At 60.7% G+C, this 12,982-nt stretch carries 13 protein-coding genes and 1 tRNA gene; 3 read left to right on the top strand and 11 right to left on the bottom strand.

Features of this window, described 5'->3' with window-relative positions:
- Positions 1 to 119: 119 nt before the first annotated feature.
- The 5 genes from AC5SSZ_RS05895 to AC5SSZ_RS05915 all read right to left on the bottom strand — a co-directional run bounded on the left by AC5SSZ_RS05895 (position 120) and on the right by AC5SSZ_RS05915 (position 5,605).
- Positions 120 to 917: a lytic murein transglycosylase gene (locus AC5SSZ_RS05895; RefSeq protein WP_495437576.1), complete on the bottom strand. Its 798-nt coding sequence runs from the start codon at positions 915 to 917 to the stop codon at positions 120 to 122.
- A gap of 99 nt (positions 918 to 1,016) precedes the next feature.
- Positions 1,017 to 2,267, bottom strand: a complete 1,251-nt coding sequence (locus AC5SSZ_RS05900) for an Hsp70 family protein (RefSeq protein ID WP_495437577.1) — start codon at positions 2,265 to 2,267, stop codon at positions 1,017 to 1,019.
- 124 nt (positions 2,268 to 2,391) lie between these two features.
- Entirely contained in the window at positions 2,392 to 3,573 is a 1,182-nt protein-coding gene (locus tag AC5SSZ_RS05905; RefSeq protein WP_495437578.1) for an ATP-binding protein, read from the bottom strand.
- 193 nt (positions 3,574 to 3,766) lie between these two features.
- The gene (gene glnA / locus AC5SSZ_RS05910) at positions 3,767 to 5,173 is read right to left on the bottom strand and encodes a type I glutamate--ammonia ligase (protein ID WP_495437579.1); all 1,407 of its coding nucleotides are present in this window, start codon (positions 5,171 to 5,173) and stop codon (positions 3,767 to 3,769) included.
- Between the two features lie 93 nt (positions 5,174 to 5,266).
- Positions 5,267 to 5,605, bottom strand: coding sequence for a P-II family nitrogen regulator (locus AC5SSZ_RS05915; protein ID WP_065270448.1), 339 nt, complete (start codon positions 5,603 to 5,605; stop codon positions 5,267 to 5,269).
- 172 nt (positions 5,606 to 5,777) lie between these two features.
- On the opposite strand from AC5SSZ_RS05915, the gene AC5SSZ_RS05920 reads away from it, so the two are divergent.
- Positions 5,778 to 7,379, top strand: coding sequence for an NAD(P)H-hydrate dehydratase (locus AC5SSZ_RS05920; protein ID WP_495437580.1), 1,602 nt, complete (start codon positions 5,778 to 5,780; stop codon positions 7,377 to 7,379).
- Here the strand turns inward: AC5SSZ_RS05920 and AC5SSZ_RS05925 are convergent.
- A complete protein-coding gene (locus tag AC5SSZ_RS05925) occupies positions 7,376 to 7,909 on the bottom strand; it encodes a Hint domain-containing protein (protein WP_495437581.1) in 534 nt (177 codons plus the stop codon). The two genes, AC5SSZ_RS05920 and AC5SSZ_RS05925, sit on opposite strands and share 4 nt — an antisense overlap.
- 226 nt (positions 7,910 to 8,135) lie before the next feature.
- Between AC5SSZ_RS05925 and AC5SSZ_RS05930 the strand changes: the two genes are divergently transcribed.
- Positions 8,136 to 8,220, top strand: a tRNA-Leu gene (locus AC5SSZ_RS05930).
- 194 nt (positions 8,221 to 8,414) lie between these two features.
- Here the strand turns inward: AC5SSZ_RS05930 and AC5SSZ_RS05935 are convergent.
- The 3 genes from AC5SSZ_RS05935 to AC5SSZ_RS05945 all read right to left on the bottom strand — a co-directional run bounded on the left by AC5SSZ_RS05935 (position 8,415) and on the right by AC5SSZ_RS05945 (position 10,687).
- On the bottom strand, positions 8,415 to 8,939 hold the full coding sequence (locus AC5SSZ_RS05935; protein ID WP_495437582.1) for a hypothetical protein: 525 nt from the start codon (positions 8,937 to 8,939) through the stop codon (positions 8,415 to 8,417).
- Positions 8,940 to 9,201: 262 nt separating this feature from the next.
- A complete protein-coding gene (locus AC5SSZ_RS05940) occupies positions 9,202 to 9,804 on the bottom strand; it encodes a hypothetical protein (protein ID WP_495437583.1) in 603 nt (200 codons plus the stop codon).
- A 262-nt stretch (positions 9,805 to 10,066) separates the two neighbouring features.
- Positions 10,067 to 10,687, bottom strand: coding sequence for a glutathione S-transferase family protein (locus tag AC5SSZ_RS05945; RefSeq protein WP_347510374.1), 621 nt, complete (start codon positions 10,685 to 10,687; stop codon positions 10,067 to 10,069).
- Between the two features lie 144 nt (positions 10,688 to 10,831).
- Here AC5SSZ_RS05945 and AC5SSZ_RS05950 point away from each other — a divergent pair, with 144 nt between their 5' ends.
- Complete coding sequence (locus AC5SSZ_RS05950) at positions 10,832 to 11,716, top strand: LysR family transcriptional regulator (protein ID WP_495437584.1); 885 nt, start codon at positions 10,832 to 10,834, stop codon at positions 11,714 to 11,716.
- 30 nt (positions 11,717 to 11,746) lie between these two features.
- Here AC5SSZ_RS05950 and gph read toward each other — a convergent pair whose 3' ends face one another.
- Positions 11,747 to 12,418 carry a phosphoglycolate phosphatase gene (gene gph / locus AC5SSZ_RS05955; RefSeq protein WP_495437585.1) on the bottom strand — a complete coding sequence of 224 codons (672 nt, stop codon included), beginning with the start codon at positions 12,416 to 12,418 and terminating at the stop codon, positions 11,747 to 11,749.
- Positions 12,415 to 12,972, bottom strand: a complete 558-nt coding sequence (locus tag AC5SSZ_RS05960; protein WP_495437586.1) for a thioredoxin family protein — start codon at positions 12,970 to 12,972, stop codon at positions 12,415 to 12,417. The genes gph and AC5SSZ_RS05960 overlap by 4 nt, the downstream gene beginning before the upstream one ends.
- Between the last annotated feature and the right edge of the window lie 10 nt (positions 12,973 to 12,982).

The raw sequence follows: 12,982 nt of genomic DNA on the forward strand, positions 1-12,982 counted from the left end.
CATGTTGATGCCATAGTGATTACAATGCGTGGCAAATGGACGGACTGTTCGCAGTATGGGGGAATGGACTCAGTCGGCTACCGTGCCAGCAATCCGCGGCCGCGCGCCAAGCCCGACGTTCAGCCGTCGATCTGCTGCCCCATGATGGCCAGTGATTGCTGATAAACGGTTGCCGCATTCCATTGTTTCAGGACTTTGTAATTCGGCTGCCCCGGCTGGTATCCCTTGCCCCGTTTCCAGCCTTTTTTGCGCAGGTAATTCGCGGTCGAGGCCAACGCATCCTGTTGATCATAGAAATCAACGCGCCCGTCGCGGGTCCAGTCCACGCCATAGGTCAGCGCATTTCCGGGCAGGAATTGCGTATGGCCGAGCTCGCCATGTTTGGCGCCGAGTGTCGCGGGGGTGATCGCGCCCTGATCCACCAGCTTCAGCGCGCCGATAGCATGGGGCCGGAAGAAATCAGAGCGGCGGCAATCGTAGGTCAGGGTCACGATGGCCGAAACCACCTGACTGTCCCCCATGAAGTGGCCAAAGGCGGTTTCCATGCCGTGAATGGCGATCAGAACACCTGCGGGCACGCCGTATTTCTTTTCCAGTGCCGTGTAGAATTGTGGGTTGCGGGCTTTGCGTTTGCGCCCCTGCGCAACAATCGTGGCTGAGCCGCGCAGCTGCATGAATTTCTCAAGGCTGTAGCGAAAGCTTTTCTGATTGCGGTCGGCGGCGATGGTGCGGCTGGCGTATTGTGCCTGTGCCAGTGCCTTTAGTCCCTTGCCCTTGACGCCTGCGCGCTTGGCCTCGGCCGCAAACTCTGCCTTCCAGCTGGCAAAGCCCGCAGAGGTATTGCCACAGGAGGCGGCCACAGAGGCGACCGGCAGCAAAGAGGTCAGGGTCAGGCAAAGAACTGGCAAAATACGCATGGCGGAAACCTTCGGAAACTGGAACTGGATGCCTCCAGCCTACCGCTCTCGCGCAGAAAATATACGGACATATGGCGCGTTTCGGTGCTGGTGTTGCTCTCAGGCAAAGGCCTCGGCGGCGGCGATGGCCAATCCGTCTGCCACGGCTGTCAGCGCATGACGGTTTTCCACCTCCGCTTTCGGGCAAAGGCGCTGAATTTCGTGCTGCAGACAGCCAAGCAATGCCGAGCCCCCCACGAGAACGATGCGGTTAACCTCTTCCGGGGCAGTGCCTGCCAGTTTCAGTGTCTCTGCGGCGGCTTCGGCCAGTTCCTGCATCTGTGCCTCCAGTAAGGCCGAGATGTCATCGCCAGAAAGAGAGGCCTGCAGGCCGCGCTCCAGAACCTTGAGATCGATCTGTGCGTCGGCGTCCTGCGGGTGGTTGGCTGCGATCTTGCCGCGCTCCACCGCAAAGGCGATGTCGTGGCCCAGTTCATCCTCCAGCGTGCTGACGAGGCGCGCCAGCCTGTCCGGCTCGCTGGCCTGTTGCTGGAGGTCACGTGCGGCGCGGCGGTGCTCGGGCGTATAAAGAAACGGGATCATCTGCCAGCTGGACAGATCGTTGTAGATCCGGTTCGGCGCGGGCAGGGTGCCGCTGCCGAAACTGTTGCGGATGCTGCTGCCTCGCCCCAGAAGCGGCATAACACGGGCCAGGCTGATCTGCTGGTCGAAATCGGTACCGCCCAGACGAATCCCGTAGGAGGCCAGAATATCAGTGGTGCCGTCAGCGTCCTGCCGGAAGGCGGTAAAGTCCGAAGTGCCCCCACCGATATCGACAATCAGCCCCAGCCCCGAGCGGGCCTCGGTTGCGCGCAGCGCCGCTTCGGGCTCCAGCAGGAAGCGCACGTCCTGAAATCCGGCAGCCAGGTAGCAGGCACGGAGGTCGTCTTCGGCCTGGGCATTGCGGGCCTCATCGCGGCTGTGAAACCGCACCGGACGGCCCGACAGGGCATGGGTGAATGTCATGTGGGTCTGCGCCTCGGCGCGGGCTTTGACCTCAGCCAGAAACTGGGTGACTACCGCCGAAAGGGTCATTCGCTGCCCGCCAAGGCGACGTTCCTCGTGCAGCAGGGGCGTTCCAAGGAGGCTTTTGAGGGCGCGCATGAAGCGGCCCTCGTCGCCGGAAATCAGCGCCCGGGTGGCGCTGCGTCCGATGCGCATCTTGCCGCTGTCGGGATCAAAGAAAACCGCAGTGGGAAGGGTCTGTTCGCCCGGTTCCAGTTCAATCAGCCAGGGGCGCCCGCCCGCCGCCACACCTGCTGCCGAATTGGAGGTGCCAAAATCGATGCCTAAAGTCATGGGGGCGGTCATTGACCTGTCTCCTGCGGGTCCGGGGAGCGACGGCTTTACAGGCAGAACGGGCGGGGTTCAAGAATGACTGCCCCGCCCATTTGCCTTTGTCATCCGCAGCGATGGCCGAACGCGGTTGATCGGTTCAGGTCGCAGAGGATCCGCTTGGTAGGGTAACCCGAAAGGTGGAGCCTTGTCCGAGCTCAGATGACACTTCCAGCAGGCCATTGTGGTTGGAACAGATCCGGCGGCTGAGTGTCAGGCCAATGCCGGTGCCATCGTATTCATTCGGGTTGTGCAGCTTCTTGAACAGCTGAAAAATCTGCTGCTGATCTGAGGTTGAGATCCCAGCGCCATTGTCGGTGACGTCGATGCGTTCCTGCCTCTTGTTGGCCCCGGAAACGGACGTAATGGAGACCATGGGTTTGCGCGCGCCTGAGCGGAAGGTGATGCCATTGGTGATCAGGTTCTGAAATAGGCAGCGCAATTGCATTCGGTTGCCAGTCACCACCGGCAGGGGGCCAATGTCGACGGTGGCCCCGGCATGCTGGATCTCGCCTTGCAGATCCTGCACCAGCTCGCCCACCAGCGTGTTGAGATCGATGTCCCGCTTTTGGATGCGGGCGCCGACCACGCGGGAGTATTCCAGAATGTCATTCATCTGCCGCATCATGCGGGCTGCGGTCTTCTGGCTTTGCTCCAGCAGGAAAATTCCGTCCTCGCTCAGCCGGTCGCGTTCGGCATCCAGCTCCTGCAGCAGCAGGTTGAGCGTATTGGCTGGCGATTTCAAATCATGCGAAACCGCATAAGTGAATTCGCGCCTCTCCCGGTTGATATGTGCCATTTCAAGCATGGTTGCCCGCGTCCGGATTGCATCGGTGGCGCAAAAGGCCAGTTGCCGCAGCAGGGATATGTCCGCCTCAGTCCAGGCGCGCGGTTTGTTATCGATTACCGCCAGCACCGCAGCGGGTACACCGCCGGGTCGATAAACCGGCACGCCAAGATAGGAACCAATGCCAAGCCCCGGGGCAATACCCATGCCCAGATCCGGGGGAGGGTTGGGGACATCTTCAACCGCCACGGGGGCATCCTTTTGGATCACGTGCTGGCAAAAGGAATGAGACAGAGGCGCGTGCCGATCCTCTGCCACCGGGCCGCTAAGCCCGGTTTGGCTGGTGAAGAATTGACGTTCTGCGTCGCTGTCGATGGTGGAGAGCAGAGCCACCGGGGCGCCAATGGTGCGTTGTGCCAACCGGGTCAGGTTGTCGAATTCCGGGTGGGGCGGGCCGTCGATCAGCTCAAGATCCCTGAGGCTGAATTTCTGCATTATGAACGCTCGCTATTCTGAGAAACTCATGTCGCACCCTACGACATTATGATGGCAGAGCTTAACCTTTTCTGAAGCGCCCACACCGCTCCAGATCTGAAGACTGCCACTGGTTGGTCCAGTGAAGGCCGGACCTGTGAATGAAAAAGAGCGCCCGATGGGCGCTCTTTCATAGTTTTGACTGCCGCAGCTATTAGCAGCTGTAGTACATGCCGTACTCAACCGGGTGCGGGGTGTGCTCGTAGGTTTCGACCTCTTCCATCTTGAGCGCAATGTAGCCCTCAATCTGGTCTTTGGTGAACACATCGCCCTGCAGCAGGAACTCGTGGTCGGCCGCCAGGCATTCCAGCGCTTCGCGCAGGGAGCCGCAGACGGTCGGAATGTCGGCCAGCTCTTCGGCGGGCAGATCATAGAGGTTCTTGTCCATGGCTTCGCCGGGATCGATCTTGTTCTTGATGCCGTCCAGGCCAGCCATCAGCAGGGCTGCAAACGCCAGGTAGGGGTTTGCGGCCGGATCGGGGAAGCGGGCCTCGACGCGCTTGGCTTTCGGGCTTTCGGTCCACGGAATACGCACGCAGCCGGAACGGTTACGGGCGGAGTAAGCGCGCAGAACCGGAGCTTCGAAGCCGGGGATCAGACGCTTGTAGGAGTTGGTGGACGGGTTGGTGAAGGCGTTCAGCGTTTTCGCATGCTTCAGGATGCCGCCGATGAACCACAGGGCTTCGTCGGACAGGTCCGCATATTTGTCACCAGCAAAGAGCGGCTTGCCGTCTTTCCAGATCGACATGTTCACGTGCATGCCGGTGCCGTTGTCGCCTGCGATGGGCTTCGGCATGAAGGTTGCCGATTTGCCGTAGGCGTGCGCGACGTTGTGGATCACGTACTTGTACTTCTGCAGCTCGTCCGCCTGTTTGGTCAGGCTGTCGAAGATCAGGCCCAGTTCGTGCTGGCAGGAGGCAACCTCGTGGTGGTGCTTGTCCACCTTCATGCCCAGACGCTTCATGGTCGACAGCATCTCGGAACGCAGGTCCTGTGCTTCGTCGACGGGGTTGACCGGGAAGTAGCCGCCCTTGACGCCGGGACGGTGGCCCATGTTGCCAACTTCATACTCGGCATCGGTGTTCCAGGACGCGTCGGTCGCGTCGACTTCATAGGACACCTTGTTGATCGAGTTGGAGAAGCGCACGTCGTCGAACAGGAAGAATTCCGCTTCCGGGCCCATGAACGCCGCATCGCCGATGCCGCTGGACTTCAGGTAGGCTTCGGCCTTCTGTGCGGTGCCGCGCGGGTCACGCTCGTAGGCTTCGCCGGTGTCGGGTTCAACAACCGAGCAGTGGATGCAGAGGGTTTTTTCCGCGTAGAACGGGTCGATATAGGCGCTCTCGGTGTCGGGAATCAGCTTCATGTCCGAAGCTTCGATCGATTTCCAGCCCGCGATGGAGGAGCCATCGAACATGAAGCCTTCTTCGAGGAAATCCTCGTCGACCATGTCCACGTCTACGGTGACGTGCTGCAGTTTACCACGTACGTCGGTGAACCGGATGTCGACATAGGCGACTTCCTCGTCCTTGATCAGCTTCAGAACTGCGTCCTTGCTCATTGGTGCTTTCCTCTCCGTAAGAAAATTCGTGTGTTGCTGCGCCAACCCGCTACGCTGCCTTTGGCAATCTCAGCGCGCTGGCGCTATCTGGTATTAGAGTGCGTCGGGGCCGGTTTCGCCGGTCCGGATGCGGATGGCCTGCTCGACCGGGCTGACGAAGATCTTGCCGTCGCCGATCTTGTCTGTCTTTGCCGCGTTCACGATGGATTCGATCGCGCCGTCCACCTGATCGTCGTCAAGAACCACCTCGATTTTCACCTTGGGCAGAAAATCGACGACGTATTCGGCGCCGCGATAAAGTTCCGTGTGCCCCTTTTGGCGACCAAAGCCCTTAACCTCGATCACGGACAGGCCCTGTACACCGACGTCCTGCAGCGCCTCTTTCACCTCGTCCAGTTTGAACGGTTTGATGATGGCTTCGATCTTTTTCATCTCGTGGGCTCCTCACAACCTTGTCGAAGCTGGTCAGATCATTTCTAAATGCTGGCGACAATGGATGCCGCCAAAGATGCCGGAAAATCAGCCTGCAAAATGGGCGCGGGTGTTTAAAAAATAATCACTGCGCACAAAAAATAATCAGAATTGAATCGCGGGAGCCTGGAGAATGACCGAACTGCTGACAGCTGCCCAGATGCGCGCCATCGAACAGGCCGCAATCGAGTCAGGTAAGGTGACCGGCCTGGAGCTGATGGAGCGGGCCGGGCAGGGCGTGGTGGAGGCGATTTTCGAGGAATGGCCCGATCTGGACGCGGTCGGCAATCGCGCCGTGGTCCTCTGCGGTCCCGGCAATAACGGCGGCGACGGGTTCGTGGTGGCGCGCCTGTTGAGGGCGCGCGGCTGGGAGGTGGAGGTGTTTCTGTATGGAGCCCCGGCCAAACTGCCGCCGGATGCGAAGGCGAATTATGAGCGGTGGTCGGAGATGGGAGATGTGACGGTACGGGCCATCGATCCTCCGCCGCTGCTGGATGACAGCCTAAGAACGCCTGATCGGTTTGATCTTCTCGTTGATGCGCTGTTTGGAACTGGCCTAACGCGACCGTTAAAGGGTTTATTTACTATCTTTTCAACAGCACGATCTCTATTGGCGGAAAACGGTGTGCGGGTCGTTGGGGTCGACCTTCCCAGTGGTGTCTGCTCAGATAGTGGGCAGACGCTTGGTGCTGCTATTGGAGCGGACCTAACGGTCACATTCCATCAGCAAAAACTGGGTCATTTCCTTGGAGGCGGATCAGAGCTTTGTGGGAAACTCGTGGTCAAGGACATTGGCCTCAAGGGCACCCCCCGTCCGCGGGTGGGGGTGAAGCCCCCGCCCAGAGGGGCGGTCGGGGGCTGCCCGGCGGTCCCGCCGGGAGATATTGTACAACTGGCCAGTCCATCCTTGGTTGGCAAAGGCTCCGGCCACAAATTCTCCCACGGCCACGCCCTGATCCTGACGGGCGGTGCGGGCAAGACGGGTGCGGCACGGCTGTCGGCGCGGGGCGCGCTTCGGATCGGGGCGGGGCTGGTGACGCTCGGTGTGCCGCCAAGCGCCCAGCAGGAGGTCGCCTGCCAGATCACCGCTTTGATGCTGCAACGGGTGGCAGATGCTGAGGCTCTGGCTCAGGCGCTGGAGGATAGCCGCCTCAATGCGCTCTGCCTTGGCCCCGGAATGGGCCTTGATCGGGCGCGGGATCTTGTGCCTGCGGCCCTGGTGGCCAAACGGGCCACGGTGCTGGATGCCGATGCGCTCTCAGCCTTTGGCGTTGCGCCGGAAGAGCTCTTTTCCATGCTGCATGAAAACTGCGTGCTGACGCCCCATGGCGGCGAATTTGCGCGGCTGTTCCCGGATATTGCCGCGAAACTGAATGCGCCCGCCACCAAAGGTCCGGCCTATTCCAAGGTGGACGCCACGCGGGAGGCCGCCGTGCGGGCAGGCTGCGTGGTGCTGTTCAAGGGCGCCGATACGGTCATCGCCGCGCCGAATGGGCGATGCTCGGTCAACTCCGCCCATTATGATCGCGCCGCTCCCTGGCTGGCGACCGCCGGGTCGGGGGATGTGTTGGCGGGATTTATCACCGGTTTGCTGGCGCGGGGCCTTAGCCCGATGCAGGCGGCGGAAAGCGCCGCCTGGCTGCATGTGGACTGCGCGCTGGAATTCGGCCCCGGACTGATCGCCGAGGACCTGCCAGAGCAGATCCCAGCCGCATTTCGCAAGCTAGGGCTTTAAGCCGCAGGGCGCAGATTGTCGCCTGCCGCGCGGGAGGTGGCGATCTCCATGCCGCCCGCGTAGATCACATGGGGGCGATCAAAGGTCAGGGTGCAGAGTTCCAACATCTGCATGCCTTCGTCGCGGATGAACTCCTCATCGATCAGTTCGAACGCAGGCACAACGGCCTGGGGCTGTCCGAACATCGCCTTGGCGCGCCAGTCTCGGATCAGAACCTGCTGGTTCAGCGGCAGCAGCAAATCTCCGCCCGGCTGAGTGTGCCCAAGCGATCCGGCTGTGAAGCGGACCGCATGCATCATGGCGCGGGATTTGCGAATCTTGTTCAGCGGAGTGAGGCCCTGCGTCCGTGTAATTAACTGATCCCCGGCTGTCAGGGTCTCAACGGCCAAAGCGCCGTCTTGGGTCTGGATCGGAGTGCCGGTAATCAGCGTAACCGAACTTTGGGCCGCGTGGCTGCCGGTCTGCTCGCGGCGGCTTTGCAGGATGCGCGCAACGATATGCTGCGCAGGCGGATTCGCGTGCGGTTTCATGGGGTCTCTCGCTCTGCCTCAATAGCATTTTATTTGTTTTTTTCAGACACTAGCCATTCGGCGCGCCCGCGTCTGCGCAATTTTTCGCTTATGGGGGAAGCTGTGGCTGAGATGTGTCTTTGGTGCCGCAATCGAATAGTGTGGCTCCGGTGCGATTTCCTCTCGCATCCTGCGGCGGGCTTTGCTATTCAGCGGCTCACGCAGCGCCGGAAGGTGCTGCGCCAGTGCGGGTGTGGCGGAATTGGTAGACGCACCAGATTTAGGTTCTGGCGCCGCAAGGCGTGGGGGTTCAAGTCCCTTCACCCGCACCACTTTGATTTCAAATAAAAAGTCCAAGTCGCTTTTGTCAGGCTACCGCTGGGGGAATTGAGGGTTGCCCTTTTTGTGCGGCGGTAGCGGCGGCTGGTTGACGTCCTGTTGTATCGTCCAGGTCCCGACTAACGAACCTGAGCGACGAAGGCCCGCGCGGCCGAAACAGTTCCTGAAAACGTTGCAGGTTCCAAGTTTAAGGAGATTCGGGCAGAAAGTTTGGAAACTCTCGCTGAACCCCGTGCATGAAAATGTCGATTTCAAGCGCCAGCCCGACCTCGAAATCGTGGAGGTCGGGGCCGCTCCAGTGGTCATCCTCGAGGCGGTCAAGGAAGCTGCAACGGATCTGCTCGTCCTGTGGCTTCAGGGGGAGGGTCCCGGCGGCACGCAGCAGGTCGATACGCTTATGAACCTCGCACATGCCATGAAAAGCCTCCATCATCACACGCATCAGGCGCGGCTCGGTTCGCCAAGTCTGCCCCCCGAATACGTCTTGGATCACGCGGTTACCGGCCCCCAGACAATCATAGGCAACGCACCCCTTCAGGCCTTCCTGCGTCAGCTTTTCGTGGATGCTGCAGCGATGCCCCGAGAGATTCCTGCAAGGTTCGCCAGGGTTCTTGTCGAAAGCAAAGTCTTCGCCCTTGTCGAAAGCCAGTACAACACAGCAAAGGGCTGCGCATTTCGAGCAATCGGTTTGGAGACGGTCTGTGTGCGGCATTGTTGTTATCGACTTCCGATGGTCGCTCAGTTGGAGGTTCCGGGCTGCCATACCTTTTGAAATTCCTCAAGTCTGGATATGTCGGCGTTTCAATTGTGCACCGCGACGGACACCCCGGCGGTGCATCGACCTTTCACCCTAACCGCGGCATACGGCGGTCGTTTGCGGCGTTATTACTCGTTGGGGTTATGGCACCGCAGAGCAGAGAAACGCTGGGCGGCGCCTGAGCCGAGAGCGGGCTGCTCGCCTTGGGGTGGCTTATCTAGGTCGAGCCGGGCATACATTCAGCGGCGAGCGTCAATACAAGGCTGATAACCGCCTCACGCGCTTGATCCTGTGATTTCTTTCCGCGCAGCTTGCGGGCGAGCGCAGAGCCGCGCTTGGCGGCGTCCTGCGCAAGGATCAGCAGCGCAATCTCCCGCAGCTGGTGCATAGCCAGATCAGCTAGGTCTAAACCCAACAGCCTTTCGAACTCTGCTGGCGGTCTGCACTCCGCCAGCATGCTCTTCAGGGCAGGTCCATTCTTTGACGTCTCGGCGCGGGCAAGGCAAATGTCGGTCATGCCCGCCATTTCGGAGAGAAAGACGTCAACCGGCATGCGGGCGGTCTTTTGGGAGTAGCCAGCTTGCCGCTGAAGAATGAGCTCCCGCTGCGCCGGGACAAAGGAGACCTGCAACCCATCGATTGTTACATCCGATGCAGCCGGGGGGCCGAGGCGATTGCGCAGGTTGAGCGCTTCGGCGAATAGCACCATTTGCAGAAGGTCGGTCTGTGTCAGATCACAGGAAATTCGCTGAATGCCGCTGCGACCGATGTGTTTGTAGTTGAGCACAAACCGGGCGCCGCCGCCTTCTCGCGGCTCCATTGAAAAGATCTTTGCTGACATGCCGCGCGTTATAGGGAAGGTTGCCGGACCTTCAAGCGACCTTCGACCGGTTCGGAAATGCGCGGTAACTGAGTTGTTGAGCGGTACTCTTGCGTCTGGATATCGGCCAATGGACCACTACGGAGCAGGCAATTTGGGTGACGTAGATGTCGGTTTGCCTGCAAGACATGCCCCGATAGTGGGGCGGGCATATGGAGGGGGCCGTGGCGCCACGCCGAAAAAGACGCCACGGCCAAACCAATCAGGCTGCGAGGCCGACCTTGGTCACGGGCATTGCTTTGAAGCCTTTCAGACCTTCGATATTGGCCAGGAGGCGACGCAGGTTCGGGTAGGCTTCCAGCGAGATGCCACCTTCGGGTGCATGCGCGCTATAGGAATAGATGGCGATGTCGGCGATGGTCGGCTCGGTGCCCACCAGGAATTCACGGCCTTCCATATGCGCCTCGATCTTGCCAAAGACGGCAGCGGCGGTTGCCGCGCAGAATTCTGCGTCAAAGGGGGCGTTGAAGACGTTGATCAGACGCGCTGCAGCCGGGCCAAAGGCGATTTCGCCAGCTGCCAGGCTGAGGAATTTCTGCACCTCGGCTTCCAGCACCGGATCGGTGGGCAGGAAGGACGGTGCGTATTTGCGCGCCAAGTAGACCAGGATGGCGTTGGAGTCAGCGATCACGGTGTCACCGTCTTCGATTACGGGCACCTGACCGGCGGGGTTCAGCGACAGGAACGGCTCTTCCTTGTGGGCGCCTGCAGCGAGGTCAACGGTGATGACCTCATGTGCGATGCCGGCGAGGTTCGCAAGCAGTTCTACCCGGTGGGAGTGGCCGGAGAGCGGGAAGCCGTGAATACGGATTGAATTGGACATTTGGGGGTTCCTTCCTTTGTCTGATGCCTGTGCGGCTTATGGACAAGGCAAAGGTAAACTCGCCATATTGTGAGGATAACCGGTGAAATTGACGAAGTATAATGTACGGATTGACGACAAAAAATATGCAAGGAACTCCATAGAATGGACACGCTGGATTGTATGCGCACCTTTGCTGCCGTGGCGGCGCAACGCTCTTTTACCGCGGGTGCCCGGCAGGTGGGAATCAGCACCAAACTGGCCAGCAAATATGTGGCCCGGCTTGAGGAAAGACTGGACGCGCAATTGCTGCACCGGACCACGCGCAGCGTCACTCTGACCGACACCGGACAGGCCTATCTGGAACGCTGCATCGCCCTGCTTGATCAGTTCGAAGAGCTGGAGGACGTGGTGCAGCAGCGCCAGCAGCAGCTTGTCGGTCCGATCCGCATCACGGCCCCGACCGGGCTTGGTAGCCGCGAATTGGTGCAGGCGCTACAGCCGTTCCAGACCGCGCATCCGGATGTGCGGATCGAACTTGTGCTCTCTGACCAGCATATTTCGATCCTTGAAGAAGGCGTTGATCTTGCGGTGCGGTTCGGCACGCTGAAGGATTCCTCGCTGGTGGCGCGCAAGCTGACCGATATGCCGGTGGTCGTGGCCGCATCGCCCAACTATCTGGCGGCCCATGGCGAGCCAAAGGAACCCCACGCGCTGTCGACACATAATTGCCTGTTGATGACGGCCTCGTCGCAGCCCGAGGTCTGGACCTTCAGCCAGGGGCGTCGGCAGGTTGCTGTCACGGTCACCGGGGATTTTAGGGCGAATTCGCCCCGCGCGGTGGTCAATATGGCAGCGCTGGGGCGGGGCATTGGCCGGGTCCCGGAATACGCGGCACGCCCATTTCTGGAGAGCGGCGAGCTGAAGCAGCTTTTTGCGGATCGGGGCACGGTGAATATGCCGCTTTATGCGGTCTACCCGCCCAACAGGCATCTGACCACGCGCATCAGGGCGCTGATCGATCATCTGGCCGGGGCATTTGGCGGGTGAAGCACCTGCCGGGCGCGGCTGCGGGGCAGGTCAGACCGACCCGGCTTTGACCGTCATGACGCGGTCTGCGATAGCGGGCAGATTCCGGAAGGCGTCGAAGGTGCAGGCCGTGACCAGCTGATCCACCGGGGTTTTCCGGTATCCCTGCGTGAAAAGGGCAAAGTCGAGGCCCGCTCGCTGCGCCGTCTCTGCATCGACCTCGCTGTCGCCCGCATACATGCGCGAGGTGCCGCCCAGGGCTTCAAAGGCGTGGTGCAAAGGGGCCGGGTCGGGTTTTCGGACGGGCAGAGTATCGCCGCCTACGACGACCTCGAAATATTGCATCAGATCCAGTGCATCAAGGATCTGCAGCGCCGGGGCCCGGAATTTGTTGGTACAGACGCCAAGGCGAATACCAGCCTCCTGCAGGCGCGTAAGGCAGTCGGTCACGCCTGGATAGGGCTGCGACAGGTCGGCGGGATGCGCTGCGTAATACGCCATCATCCGGGTGATGGCTAGGTTCTCATCGGCTTCGGGGATGCCGCTGTCGCGCATGACCAGCCGGACAAGGTTCGGTATGCCATTGCCGATAAAGCTGGTCACCCGCGCCAGCGTCAGCGGCGGCTTGCCAAACTCTGTCAGCATCTGGGTCACGGCGGCGTGGATGTCGGCGGCGCTGTCCACTAGCGTTCCGTCAAGGTCGAAAACGATTGCGCGGCTCATGCGGGATCCTTCCATTTGATCGAACAGCCCATCGACGGCACTTGATCCGCTGGGCCCCGGCCGGTGTCTGCGACCTGTCGCATGGCCTCAAACAATTCGCGCCGGGCGCCTTCCGGCGCCGGGTTGCGCCCCGATGCATCGAGGCGGCCCCGGTACTGCAGCGCGCCTGCGGCGTTGAAGCCAAAGAAATCCGGCGTGCAGGCCGCATTCCAGGCGCGGGCGACGCTTTGGTCAGCGTCATGCAGGTATGGAAAGGGAAAGACGCGGTCGCGGGCCAGTTCGACCATCTTCTCGAAACTGTCGCGGGGATAGGTTTCCGCGTCATTGGAACAGATCGCCGCCATCCCGATGCCCAAGGCTTGCAGGTCGCGGGCATCCCGTTCGATCCGGTCCAGCACCGCGATCACATAGGGGCAGTGATTGCAGATGTACATCACCAGCGTGCCCTTGGGACCAGCGATATCCGCAAGGCTGTAGATCTTGCCATTGGTGGCGGTCAGGCGGAAATCTGGCGCGCGCCAGCCGAAATCGCAAACAGGAGGGGAGACAGCCATGATCGGTTCC

Source organism: Phaeobacter sp. CC-HEC084 (assembly GCF_059429255.1).

Bases quoted from the DNA above. Each gene is read 5' to 3' on its own strand.
- AC5SSZ_RS05915 (WP_065270448.1), bottom strand. From the start codon at position 5,605: ATGAAAAAGATCGAAGCCATCATCAAACCGTTCAAACTGGACGAGGTG.
- AC5SSZ_RS05935 (WP_495437582.1), bottom strand. From the start codon at position 8,939: ATGCCGCACACAGACCGTCTCCAAACCGATTGCTCGAAATGCGCAGCC.
- AC5SSZ_RS05905 (WP_495437578.1), bottom strand. From the start codon at position 3,573: ATGCAGAAATTCAGCCTCAGGGATCTTGAGCTGATCGACGGCCCGCCC.
- AC5SSZ_RS05950 (WP_495437584.1), top strand. From the start codon at position 10,832: ATGGACACGCTGGATTGTATGCGCACCTTTGCTGCCGTGGCGGCGCAA.
- AC5SSZ_RS05960 (WP_495437586.1), bottom strand. From the start codon at position 12,972: ATGGCTGTCTCCCCTCCTGTTTGCGATTTCGGCTGGCGCGCGCCAGAT.
- AC5SSZ_RS05925 (WP_495437581.1), bottom strand. From the start codon at position 7,909: ATGAAACCGCACGCGAATCCGCCTGCGCAGCATATCGTTGCGCGCATC.
- glnA (WP_495437579.1), bottom strand. From the start codon at position 5,173: ATGAGCAAGGACGCAGTTCTGAAGCTGATCAAGGACGAGGAAGTCGCC.
- AC5SSZ_RS05920 (WP_495437580.1), top strand. From the start codon at position 5,778: ATGACCGAACTGCTGACAGCTGCCCAGATGCGCGCCATCGAACAGGCC.
- AC5SSZ_RS05895 (WP_495437576.1), bottom strand. From the start codon at position 917: ATGCGTATTTTGCCAGTTCTTTGCCTGACCCTGACCTCTTTGCTGCCG.
- AC5SSZ_RS05940 (WP_495437583.1), bottom strand. From the start codon at position 9,804: ATGGAGCCGCGAGAAGGCGGCGGCGCCCGGTTTGTGCTCAACTACAAA.
- AC5SSZ_RS05900 (WP_495437577.1), bottom strand. From the start codon at position 2,267: ATGACCGCCCCCATGACTTTAGGCATCGATTTTGGCACCTCCAATTCG.
- gph (WP_495437585.1), bottom strand. From the start codon at position 12,418: ATGAGCCGCGCAATCGTTTTCGACCTTGACGGAACGCTAGTGGACAGC.
- AC5SSZ_RS05945 (WP_347510374.1), bottom strand. From the start codon at position 10,687: ATGTCCAATTCAATCCGTATTCACGGCTTCCCGCTCTCCGGCCACTCC.